Source organism: Paenibacillus dendrobii (genome assembly GCF_009807035.1).
In the GTDB taxonomy this organism is placed as follows: domain Bacteria; phylum Bacillota; class Bacilli; order Paenibacillales; family Paenibacillaceae; genus Paenibacillus_AQ; species Paenibacillus_AQ dendrobii.
In genome coordinates, this window is sequence record NZ_WUBI01000002.1 from 702,007 (window position 1) to 713,325 (window position 11,319).

An 11,319-nucleotide genomic window follows, 5' to 3' on the forward strand; every position below is an offset into this window, starting at 1 on the left:
CTGCAGCAACAGCGATATTGAACTGAGTACGGCGAAAAACCTGCAAAAATCCCCTCCGAGATCTCTCTGAGGGGTAAAGCCTTAAGTATTAAACACTAGAGGTTGTAAACCAAGAAGGTATGGAACAACGCATCAAGATTTCTAGCCTTTCGACTTATAGAACTCATGGTACAGCTTCATCAGCGCCCGCTTCTCAATACGGGAAACATAAGATCTGGAGATCCCCAATTCCTTGGCAATTTCCCGCTGTGTCCGTTCTTCACCCCCGAACTCCAGTCCAAAGCGGCCTTTAATCACTTCCTGCTCGCGTTCATCCAATATGTCGAGATTCCGGTATATTTTACTTTTCTCGATCTTGAGCTGCACCATATCCGCTACATCATCAGCCTCGCTGCCGAGGATATCGATCAGGGTAATTTCATTGCCTTCCTTATCCGTTCCGATCGGATCATGCAGAGAGACGTCTTTTCTCGTCTTCTTCAGGGAACGCAAATGCATAAGTATCTCGTTTTCTATACAACGGGCCGCGAAAGTCGCCAGCTTGGTGCCCTTATTGGGCTGAAAGCTTTCAATCGCTTTGATCAGACCGATCGTGCCGATGGAGATCAGATCCTCCAGATCCTCGCCGGTGTTGTCGAACTTCTTCACAATATGAGCCACCAGCCGCAGGTTATGCTCGATCAGCATGTTACGGGCATGGGCATCACCTTCAGCCATCAATTGAAGGTATTTGCTCTCCTCTTTTTCCGTGAGCGGCTGAGGAAAAGCATTATTTTTGACATATGAAACCAGCAGCGTCAGTTCTTTGATAAACAGGGCAATAAAGCTGAATAATCCAGGCAAAGATGCCACCTCCTGCTGAATGACTAGGCACCGCAGCTTTCTCCGGGTGATTCATACTTACAAGTGCGGTCTGTTCATTCTATGTAGGCGAAGACCCAACTGTGCCTGTACGGGCAAAAAACCAAACGGGTTGAACTTTCATTCTCGGCTCGGTACAGAAAAAAGCTTATTGGCCGAATTGAAGCATAAACGGATTCACCCATTTCGCTGCTTATTCCTAAAAAGCCCTCCATTGACGCAAAAAAACTTCCCATAAGAGAAGTTTTCAATAATATAGATCATTATAAAATGAATTGGCATACATCCAGTTCTTATTGTGCCTTCCCTTATAAAAGCAACCCGTCCTCAAGTTTTGAGAAAGCTTCATCAATCAATTTTGAAAAATCCTTATCCGGATTTTCCGCATAATACAACATGACTGAAATATTCACACCTACAACAACCCCTGCAAAGGTACGTAAGGCCAAATCATCCGGTTTACGGCCCACTCGTTTAGCCATAATTTCTGTAAGTAGCTGCATGGTTTGAATCAGATTGTTCAATGTTGCTCCCCGTAATTCAGGCACTGCCATGATAAGCTGATTTCGTTCACGCATGGTTTCCAACTCATCTGGAGACATATCGTCCATTCCGGATATCATTGCATTTCGCACGGCCTGAAGCGGACTCAAATCAGATGGCTGATCTTCAAATGCCGCGATGAGCAGCGGGTCATAGTTATCCGTTATCACAACATCTTCTTTTGTTGAAAAGTAACGAAAAAATGTGCTTGGAGAAATCTCCGCTGCTTCTGCAATTTGTTCCACAGTTGTAGCATTATAGCCTAGTTCACGAAAAAGTCGCATCGCATGCATTTGAACGTTTGCCATCGTTTTTGCTTTTTTACGTTCACGCAATCCAGTATTTCGTTTACCTTTTATGTATTGCTGGCTATTTAGTAAGATCATTAACGACTGCGGTCTGCTGAAATTCCTGATCACTTCCCCTTGTACGCTTCACGAAGCAAACCGATAAAATGATACCTGCAACAGCAATGGCTCCGCATGTCCATAAGGTGGATGACATTCCATGAATGAAGGAAGACTTCACTGATTCAATGATATCCTTGGAATTCATTTGCTTAGCAACCGCTATACCGGCAGATACGTTACGAGATACAGTGTCCGCGGCTTCACCCGGCAATCCGTCCAGATTAAGATGATTCCGGTACCCTGCATTTAATACAGTGCCTAGGAGGGCTACACCCATCGTGCCTCCAACCTGTCTAAGGGAAATAAGAAGCGCTGATCCTACCCCACTTCCGTCTGCCGAAAGGGCTGACATCCCTTCATCCATTGCAGCAGGAAGGGCGAATCCAATTCCCAGGCCTGCAGCCGTTATCCATATGGATGCAAAACCGTATCCACTATCCATGCCGGTATTGGCACCGATCGCCAAGCCGACTGTGAGTATGAGAAAACCAAAAGATAAGGATATTCTGTTGCCAAAGCGTAACTGCAGGACATCAGAAAGTTGAGATCCGACTAAAAGTCCTCCTACAAGAGGTAGCAACCGTAGGCCAGCGCTTAGCGCCTTTACACCTTCAATGGCTTGAAAATACTGCGGTAAGACAAACAATACGCCAAACATAGCAAAGGAAATAACGGTAGCTAAGATTGTGCCCCATGTGAATCTTCCCGAGCGGAACAATGCCAGATCAATTAACGGGTTCTTGACTCTTCTTTCCCAAAGAACAAACCCAGCTATAATGACTAATCCACCAATGATCGTCGTTAAGGTTACCACGTCTCCCCAACCTCTTTCACCAACTTCGATGACTCCGTACGTTAGTGTAACAAGTCCCAGGCTGGAAAGAAGAATTCCAAGAATATCGATTCGTTCTTTATCTCCATTATTCGACTCTGGCAATAGAATGGAAACCGCCACCAAGGCGATGATAATCAGAGGAACATTGATTAAAAACACGGAACCCCACCAATAATTTTCAAGCAACCAGCCGCCAAGAACCGGCCCGAGCGGAATTCCGAAGGCATTGGCTAACATCCAAACCGAAATTGCCTTGGTTCTTTCTTTTTCCGAAAACAATATCGGGATAATCGACATCGACAATGGAACCAATAATGCAGCACCGAGACCCTGAAATGCACGCCCGGTTATCAACTCCCATGGTGAACCAGCGTATGCACACGCCAAGGATGACACTCCGAAAATAAGCAGACCTACAATAAGCATTTTTTTCCTGCCTACTCTGTCACCTAGCATTCCTGCCGGGAGTAAGGCTGCAGCAAAAACTAAGTTGTATGCATCCGCGAACCATTGCAATTCTGCATTCGTAGCGTGCATATCCATGGCGAGTATGGGTAGAGCCAAATTTAGAATCGTCATGTCTAGGCCAACAGCTAGGATGCCTATCGCTAATGAGCCTAATATCCACCATCTTTGTTTTACCTGACCACTCATGAAAGTTGCCACCTTTCGACATAAACATTATTTTGACATTAATTATATAATGAGAGTTTATGTCATTTAACTCAGAGTGTCAATATGATTTTAAGAATCCGATTCCATCGTGACGCCGCAGGTAATTCCATTTCCTTTCACGCGCGACCGAAATTCGTAAAAGGGAGGTCTTTTCACATCCTTTTTAACGATTGCAGGTACATATGTATTTCTACTTAATATCAGTATTTCGCAAGTAATCTAAAGAACGAACAATGATTTCAGCTTCAGAAACCTTATAGAGGAAATGGGCGAATCAGGTGGGAAACGGCTTGAATCGTGACGCAGGAGGCATGGAAAGATAGGAGAGAGGTTATCTCGTGAATCATCAAAAATATGGACTCACGAACAGGTTAAATGAAACAACCTTGGTCCGGGTAGAACACCAGACCAAGATTGCTAGTTTTTGAGAGGGAAAGATTACAGGATCAGCCATTATAAAGCCATTTCTACCGAACATCCGGTGAACTTTTGCAATTGCTTCCCGGCATGTTGGTAAGGGCTCATTATGGGAATGATATCTGCTTTCAGGGCGGCATTCGGATGATGTTTGGCAAAATTGGCCAATGTGCCAGACGGTCCTAAATCCAGCAAGACAAATCCGTCGCAAGTACAGGATAAGTACTCCAGTGCATGCGGAAAATCAATCTTTTCACGGGCAATGTTCCAAAAAAAATCGTTATTCACCTCATGGATTGGACCTCCAGTCAGACAAGAAATCAGATTCATTTCAGGACGACGAAAGGTTTGCGATTTCGAAAATGCGGTAAATGCCTTCTTCGCGGGATCAATAAAGGAAGAATGAAAGGCATAACGCACGGAAAGCCGCTGATATAAGCTTTCATGTACCTTTAGGTAACCTTCGATTTCCGCCAATGCGTCGGCAAGACCTGATACAACAAAATGAGACGAATAATTGATAGCTGCCAATTCACTTTTCCGGTATAAATCGGGCTCTTGTTCATACAGGTCCTTAGATTGTAGAACAGCTAACATTCCGCCTTCACGACAAGTAGCTTCCACGATTTCCGCCTGCTTCACGACACAGGCCAAGGCATCATGATAATCAAAGATCCCCGCTACAGCACAAGAAACAAACTCTCCAAGACTTGCTCCTAACACGTAATCCGGGATAATTCCACGTTCCATCAATGTCATGGCCAGAGCAAATTCCACCATGAAAATAGCAGGGTGCGTAAGCGTTAACCGATCAAACGTCCCGCTCTTTCTACGTTCGCTTCCATATAGCTGATGAAGAATAGAAGCCCCGCTCAATTCCTTGTACACATCATTTAATGTTAACATCCAGTGTCGAAAAGTCGGATCATCAAGAAACAGGTCTCTACCCATTTGATAGTACTGTGAACCTTGACCCGAGAACATAAATACAACCGGTTTTCTCATCCAGCTACCTCACATTTCATTCCCTTGAATACTTCAGCAACTCAAACGAATTTCAATAGATTCGTTTGAGTTTTCTTCATTCTGAATTCAATGAACTCTTCCCGCTTAAGTCCAAAATAAATATTGTACCTTTTGATCTCTTCGAGCGTTTTACCTGGCTCTATACCGTACGAATGCCCTGGGTATATGCGTGTTTCAGGAGGTACATCTCGATCTATTCGCTGTATGCTATCAAACATCTGCTCTGGAGATCCCCCCCGGAGGTTGCACATCCCGCAGCCCTCGCTGAACAAAGTATCTCCGGTAAAAAGATGGCCGGAAAACTTGTAACACATCCCCCCCGGCGAATGTCCCGGCGTCCACATGCAGAGCAATTTCGCGTCGCCGAACATGATTTCATCTAAATCGTTGACAGGGTGAAGATTCTCACATGAATATCCGAAAAAATCGATCTCTATATGGGACATATAAACCGTAGGATGATAGAGCTCAGCCAAGGGTTCTACCAAGTTCACATGATCGCTGTGCGCATGCGTCAGGGCAATTGCAGTTAGGCGAAGACCCCGATACTCTAGCAGATCAACCACTTTATCAAGCTCCCACGAAGGATCGATAATCAAAGCCGTCTGTGTGAAGGAGTCCTCGATCACATAACAGTAGTTCACGAAATCGTTTGAAGTCGTTCTCAGTTGATGAACCGTATAACGAGTATCCATTTCATCTTCGCGTCCTTTCTCTTCAGGCTTTGTCCGTTATTGACCAAACAACGACATAATCCGTTCTTTCACTTCCGTTTGATGAAAAGTCATCTCATGCATGGCTACTTCTTGCTCAATGACGCCAGGCAGCTCTTCCCGTAGTGAAGCCACTAAATGTTTTTTTAGAGTCATCAATGAAATCCTCGGTTTCTCATTAATTTCCCGTGCGAGTGTATAGGCATGTTCCATCACTTGATCCCGGGGAAGCACTGGAAACGGAATCCCCCGTTTCTCAAGTTCCGCCCCACGATAATTGCCGGCCCGAATCAGGAACTCCTCTGCTAGGCTAATGCCTAGTTTTTTGGGAAGAATGTACGTCGCTCCCATGCCAGGGGTGAATCCGTATTTCATAAAATTCGTCGTATAGATGCTTTCCCGGCTCAAAATCACAAAATCAGCGAACAATCCCATGACGAAGCCGCCACCAATACCGTGCCCTTGCATTGCCGAAATGACCGGGATCGGGCAATCCAAAGCTAAGCTGTAGACATTCGTGTCACCGCCGTCCGTAAATTTCGATTTCCCTTCCTGAATAGACAGAAGCACCTCTTTGGTGCCGCCAGAGGCGAAGTAATTGTCATACCCGGTTAAAATGACGACTTTATACTGATCATTGGCTTGAATCATCTGGAAAGCCTCTATGAGGCCTTGCAGCAACGCCTTGGAAAATGTATTCTTGTGAACCCGGTCCTGCATCGTGACTTGTATAATGCCTGGTTCGACTTCGATGACCTGTACGACAGATTCTGTCATGATACCCCTCCCAAAGTTAAAGTACACGAATCTGAGGTTACTCTTCCCAGGGAAATATCCCTTTTTCGATATAGCGGTAAATCGCCTCCCGGTTATGGGGATCGGCGAACACTTCCTTATTGGCAGCTACTGCTCCAGCCTTAGCGGAATGAAGGGACAAATCCAGCCCTGTTATATACCGTTTATATCGCAATATACCTTGTGCCGATAGGCATTGTAGACGAAGCAAGTGCTTGCGCAGCAAGGACCCGCTTTCCGCTTCATATGCATCGACCAAGCCCCACGCATGGGCCTGATCCACGGAAATCGGACGCGTCATTAACGTTAAATAATGAGCCTTCTGATAGCCGGTTCGGCGAATCAGAAAGGGGAGCACGCAAGCGGGAAACAGCCCAAATAACAACTCGGACAGGCCAAATTGTGCTGTGGAATCCGCTAGGACGATATCACAGGCGGCAACAAAACCTATACCGCCTGCATTTGCCTTCCCCCTTACATGAGCAACGTTGACCATCGGCCCTTCGACCATTCTGAGCCACAGATCGTATAGAAGCTCCGGGTTATTTTCGCTGCTCTGTCCTGATGCCATCTCCGCATGTATCTCCTGGAAATCCACACCATCACAAAACACCTCCGGCAGCCCCTCCCAAACAACAATCTTGGTGTCCGGCCCGCATTCATCGAGCACCTGATGACACTCCTTCACCAACAGACCGTTGATAGTATTGCGCGCCTCCGGGCGGTAAAACCGAATAAAACAAACAGGTCCTTGAAAGCGGACCTGAATCGTATGATAACTCATGAAATCCACCTGTATTCCCGGTGGAATTCATGGATTCGATCTAGCACTAAACGACTTTTACCTGCATGAGCAGCAACTGCTCCCGGAATCAAGTCAATGTCCAGCTGGACATTCCGCGTGCCGAATTTGACGGAGCTGCTGCCGGTCAGCAGAGTCTCATATTCATCCATGGACAATGGATATCGTTCATCCAAATGACGCTGAATTGCAAAAGCACGCTGGCGTTCCTGTCCTTGCGCCGTCACGATGCCACTGTAAAACTCGGAACTGCAGCCTGAGCCGTACGAAAAACAGCCGATTCGTTTGGGCGAGCCATACTGCCCGTTATCAATTGTACTCGCCAGCGACAGCAGCGACGTTGCGCCCATCACATTGCCGACACGCTGACAGTAGACCAATCCTGGAACAACTCTTTGCGCATAGTCTGCTTCAATCTCCGGCGGAGCGGCCTTGGCCATTTTCCGCATCATCGTGCGATGAGCCCCTTTCACCATCCCGCCGAAGGGCGTATGGAAGGCCAAGTATTGAAAGGTTTTCCGGTAGTCGGCCCCTTCCACTTTATTTTGGTATGCCAAATACGCTTGTTCACAGCAATCCAAGTAGGACAATAAGGATAGATCAGCATCACCTACCTCACTGTCCGGAACGGGGCGACAAGTATCGCAAACCTCGTACCCATAGTACCCGTTAGCACCCACATCGATCTGAAAAGCATAAGGCTGTTCGCTGACCAGTAGTGCGACAGCACCTGCACCGGAGCTCGGTTCGGCATAGGCACCACCCATAGACAATGCCCCGCCTCGCTCCGCTGCCATGAAGCGGGAAATATCAGTCGCAATAACAAGCGCTTTGGCGCCTGGCGATGTTTGTGACAAAATAAACTGAATCGCCGTCTGTAGGCCAGCTGTCCCGGAATAACAAGCGTTTTTCAATTCAAACATGCGGCAGTGTCGATTCAAACCCAAATAATGGTGGATATACGAACTCATCGATTTGCTGAAATCAATGCCTGATTCCGTGCATGTAATCAACAGCTCAATACGGTTTTTGTCGCTTGCTGATAAGGAATCGATCAGAGGCTTGGCGGCGTTCACCCCGAACGTAATCGGGTCCTCATATGGAAGCGCAACCGCTTTTTCCTTCATTAGTAAATTTTCAAACCGGCTCGTATCCAACTGACGATACTTGGCTAATTGCATCACATCTAGATAGGCGGTTCCACCAAAAACATTCATCGCTTCAATGCCCACGGCCATGATTTTCATTCTCCTTCACTATGCGATGGATTATATTTTCTGTAAACAAATCGCGGTATTCATTCCCCCGAATCCCATACTCAAGCTGATGGCATGGTTAATGCCGTAGCATATCTCTTTCTCTTGAACCCACCGGAATGAGGGATCGATCGGATCGATCAAATTGCGCGTCGGGTGCAGACGTGAAGCTCTCATCTGGAGAACAGTCGCAATGAGCTCTACCGTGCCTGCCGCGCTTAATCCATGTCCAATCAAGGACTTGGTGGCATTCACGTGGGCATGAGCGAGTCCGCAATCCCGCAAAGCGCGCAGCTCTACATCATCACCTGCTGGAGATCCCGTCCCGTGAGGATTGACGTAATCGATATCTCCTGCTGACAAGCCGGCATGCTCCAATGCCTGCCGAATCACACGCGTCTCCCCTTCATAGGAAGGATTCGGATTGCGATTGGCGTCCATGCCCATGGCCCATCCTGAAACTTTGGCATACCGGGTTGCTTGACGGGCCTCCGCGCTTTCAGCTCGTTCAATGACGATGACGCCACAATTTTCCCCATAAATAAAACCATCCCTGCCTTGATCAAAAGGACGGCAAGCCATGGCCGGATCATGGACATAGCGGTCTGTACCCATGGCCCCTAGAGAACGCAAGGCCTGACATTCCCAGTAGGAAAGATCCTGCAGAGCGCCCATTGCAATACATATATCTACCTGACCGGATCGCACAGCTTGAATTGCCTGAATGACGGCCACTTGACCACTGGCTGACGCACCTCCGGCGGTATATGCAAAACCTTGGATACCAAACTGCTCCGTGCACAACCCGCAAAGATCGCTGTCCAAAAAAGAAACCCCATATGAGGGAGGGACAAAGGAAACTTTATCCCGATAACGTTCATACAGTTCAATCCAGTTCCTTTGCTGCACATTAGATCCGCCAATAACCAGTCCGATGCGTTTGGGATCAGCGAGGTCCAGCTTGGCATCCTCCCAAGCTTCCTGCAGCGTCACCATCGCAACCTGTCCTGCGAAAGAGGCAGATCGCCACAACTTGGCAGGGATGCGCTCTGGGCAAGATAAATCCGATATCTCTGCACCAATAAAAGAGCTGTCATGCTGACGACCGGGTCGCTGCATCACCGCAAAGTTCTGTCTACCTTCGAATAACGCAGCGGTAAAGTTCTCGACACCTTGTCCAATGGACGAAGTGACACCAAGACCGGTCATGAACAAGTCAGCTGGTTTGTAATTTGGCATACAGTACCTCAGCTAATTCGCCAATATTATTGACGCCAAACAGCTCTACACTAGGAATTCGCAATGATAGCGTGTCCATCGTCATCATAATGATTTCAGCACGGTCCACGGAATTCGCCCCCAGATCAGCCAAGCGATCCTCGGGCTGAATAGGATGGTCTTGCAGTTCTGGAAGCACCTCACGGGTATGGCTTACAATAATTTGAAACAGCTCGTTTGTATTCATCAACGTTCCTCCTCCATTTTCATCGCAATATAAGAATGCACAAAAATCCTCCCTCAATCGAGGGAGGCGCATCTAACCCTTTTAGACTTGAATTGATTTCGCCTTACTTTGCAAATGTTTAAAGTGATATCTTCCCCATGCATAGGCAATGACAAAGGGCAAGAGATTCCCCACCGCTAAACTGATGTACACAGGTGTCATGTTCGTTAGCGTAATTTGGAAAAAGACCATCAGCAGCGGCGTGGATATAATCACCATTCGAATCACGTCATTGATTAAATTCGGAGCTGGTCTACCCGTCGCTTGAAAAGCCGATCCGATGACCGTGATACCTGCTACGCCAGCCGACGTAATTGCCAGAAGTCTCACTTGCCGGACACTGTTATCGATAACTTCCGGAATGTTCGTGAACCAACCCATCACCTGGGGAGCAAATATAATATAGACAACGGCCAGCACGATACAAACGCCCAGACACAATCGCAGGTTTGCATTGAAAATATTCCGTGCTCTTTGATGATTGCCGCTACCGAAGTTTTGTCCAATCATCGGTATCGTAGCCATGGCAATCGCCGTTGCAGGAATCAAAAATAATTGATCGGTTCGACTGACTAATATCCATGCGTTCATCGCCGTTTCACTGATCGATCCCACCACGTTGTTCAAGATCATCGTGGATACGTTAATTAGAAATAGACCAATAGAGGCAGGCACACCTATACGCAATATTTCTGTGATAATATTCCTACTGCTGTTAGCAAGGTTTAGCGTAAGCGGAATTTGTGCCTTCTTGTTTAGTAATACAAAGACAAAGTAGATGATAGGCACTGCAGTGGCAATCGAACTGGCAAGCCCGGAGCCTTTTACGCCCATATCCAAACCGAAAATAAAGATTGGATTTAAAATCGCATTCAATACGGGGGAAGAAATCATCGCTAATCCAACCTGGTTCGCTTTCCCTTCCCCTTGCAGAATACCACCGAACGCATTGAAAAACAGCAGCAGCACCATGCAAGGTAACATGTAATAGAAGAAATCAACGCCATATTGCAACGCTTCCGGTGTGATTTGGCTGCCCGCTAAGAATTGAAGCGCTTGTTTGCCAAACAGAATACCCGCAACCAGCGTGATTACGCCTATGATAAGGGATAAGACGAAGGCAGAATCAGCGATCTTTTTGATCACTACGTTATTTTTTTGTCCGATGACCCGTGCAGCGACTGAGCTTAAACCGACAAACAAACTGGTAGAGATGTTGAACACGACCATATAGATCGGATACACCAGACCTGTACCGGCCAGTAGCGCCGAGGAATTTTTATCGATCATTGAAATAAACAACGTATCGATCATGACATAGGCAAAAATTAATATTTGTGCAATAAAAATCGGGATACTCATTTTAATTGTGGTGCGAGTAATTGGCCCGCTTAGCACACCCTCAGTATCAGCCTCGTTTTTCTCCAGGACCGTCTCATGCTCCGAAGGTGTTACTTGAATATTGTTCTCCATGTCAATCTC

Annotated in this window: 11 protein-coding genes; all 11 read right to left on the minus strand. The window is 46.8% G+C overall.

Going from position 1 to position 11,319, the window contains the following annotated elements:
* Positions 1-141: 141 nt before the first annotated feature.
* The 11 genes from sigK to GRF59_RS17265 all read right to left on the minus strand — a co-directional run bounded on the left by sigK (position 142) and on the right by GRF59_RS17265 (position 11,310).
* The gene (sigK, locus tag GRF59_RS17215) at positions 142-843 is read right to left on the minus strand and encodes an RNA polymerase sporulation sigma factor SigK (RefSeq protein ID WP_160498917.1); all 702 of its coding nucleotides are present in this window, start codon (positions 841-843) and stop codon (positions 142-144) included.
* A 326-nt stretch (positions 844-1,169) separates the two neighbouring features.
* Positions 1,170-1,790, minus strand: coding sequence for an acyl-CoA-like ligand-binding transcription factor (locus GRF59_RS17220; RefSeq protein ID WP_237391863.1), 621 nt, complete (start codon positions 1,788-1,790; stop codon positions 1,170-1,172).
* Positions 1,774-3,303, minus strand: coding sequence for an MFS transporter (locus GRF59_RS17225; protein ID WP_160498918.1), 1,530 nt, complete (start codon positions 3,301-3,303; stop codon positions 1,774-1,776). Before GRF59_RS17225 ends, GRF59_RS17220 begins: the two co-directional genes overlap by 17 nt.
* Before the next feature lie 474 nt (positions 3,304-3,777).
* Positions 3,778-4,746 carry an acyltransferase domain-containing protein gene (locus tag GRF59_RS17230; RefSeq protein WP_160498919.1) on the minus strand — a complete coding sequence of 323 codons (969 nt, stop codon included), beginning with the start codon at positions 4,744-4,746 and terminating at the stop codon, positions 3,778-3,780.
* A gap of 41 nt (positions 4,747-4,787) precedes the next feature.
* On the minus strand, positions 4,788-5,462 hold the full coding sequence (locus tag GRF59_RS17235) for an MBL fold metallo-hydrolase (RefSeq protein WP_160498920.1): 675 nt from the start codon (positions 5,460-5,462) through the stop codon (positions 4,788-4,790).
* A gap of 36 nt (positions 5,463-5,498) precedes the next feature.
* On the minus strand, positions 5,499-6,257 hold the full coding sequence (locus GRF59_RS17240; RefSeq protein WP_160498921.1) for a polyketide synthase: 759 nt from the start codon (positions 6,255-6,257) through the stop codon (positions 5,499-5,501).
* 37 nt (positions 6,258-6,294) lie between these two features.
* Positions 6,295-7,059, minus strand: a complete 765-nt coding sequence (locus GRF59_RS17245; protein WP_160498922.1) for an enoyl-CoA hydratase/isomerase — start codon at positions 7,057-7,059, stop codon at positions 6,295-6,297.
* Positions 7,056-8,318, minus strand: a complete 1,263-nt coding sequence (locus tag GRF59_RS17250; RefSeq protein WP_160499137.1) for a hydroxymethylglutaryl-CoA synthase — start codon at positions 8,316-8,318, stop codon at positions 7,056-7,058. Before GRF59_RS17250 ends, GRF59_RS17245 begins: the two co-directional genes overlap by 4 nt.
* A 27-nt stretch (positions 8,319-8,345) precedes the next feature.
* Complete coding sequence (locus GRF59_RS17255) at positions 8,346-9,572, minus strand: beta-ketoacyl synthase N-terminal-like domain-containing protein (RefSeq protein ID WP_160498923.1); 1,227 nt, start codon at positions 9,570-9,572, stop codon at positions 8,346-8,348.
* Positions 9,550-9,798 (minus strand): acyl carrier protein, encoded by a 249-nt coding sequence (locus tag GRF59_RS17260; RefSeq protein ID WP_160498924.1) that lies wholly within the window; start codon positions 9,796-9,798, stop codon positions 9,550-9,552. Before GRF59_RS17260 ends, GRF59_RS17255 begins: the two co-directional genes overlap by 23 nt.
* 81 nt (positions 9,799-9,879) lie before the next feature.
* Positions 9,880-11,310, minus strand: a complete 1,431-nt coding sequence (locus GRF59_RS17265) for an MATE family efflux transporter (RefSeq protein WP_160498925.1) — start codon at positions 11,308-11,310, stop codon at positions 9,880-9,882.
* Positions 11,311-11,319: the final 9 nt, after the last annotated feature.

Bases quoted from the DNA above. Each gene is read 5' to 3' on its own strand.
- GRF59_RS17255 (WP_160498923.1), bottom strand. From the start codon at position 9,572: ATGCCAAATTACAAACCAGCTGACTTGTTCATGACCGGTCTTGGTGTC.
- GRF59_RS17235 (WP_160498920.1), bottom strand. From the start codon at position 5,462: ATGGATACTCGTTATACGGTTCATCAACTGAGAACGACTTCAAACGAT.
- GRF59_RS17245 (WP_160498922.1), bottom strand. From the start codon at position 7,059: ATGAGTTATCATACGATTCAGGTCCGCTTTCAAGGACCTGTTTGTTTT.
- GRF59_RS17260 (WP_160498924.1), bottom strand. From the start codon at position 9,798: ATGAATACAAACGAGCTGTTTCAAATTATTGTAAGCCATACCCGTGAG.
- GRF59_RS17265 (WP_160498925.1), bottom strand. From the start codon at position 11,310: ATGGAGAACAATATTCAAGTAACACCTTCGGAGCATGAGACGGTCCTG.
- GRF59_RS17230 (WP_160498919.1), bottom strand. From the start codon at position 4,746: ATGAGAAAACCGGTTGTATTTATGTTCTCGGGTCAAGGTTCACAGTAC.
- GRF59_RS17225 (WP_160498918.1), bottom strand. From the start codon at position 3,303: ATGAGTGGTCAGGTAAAACAAAGATGGTGGATATTAGGCTCATTAGCG.
- GRF59_RS17220 (WP_237391863.1), bottom strand. From the start codon at position 1,790: ATGATCTTACTAAATAGCCAGCAATACATAAAAGGTAAACGAAATACT.
- GRF59_RS17240 (WP_160498921.1), bottom strand. From the start codon at position 6,257: ATGACAGAATCTGTCGTACAGGTCATCGAAGTCGAACCAGGCATTATA.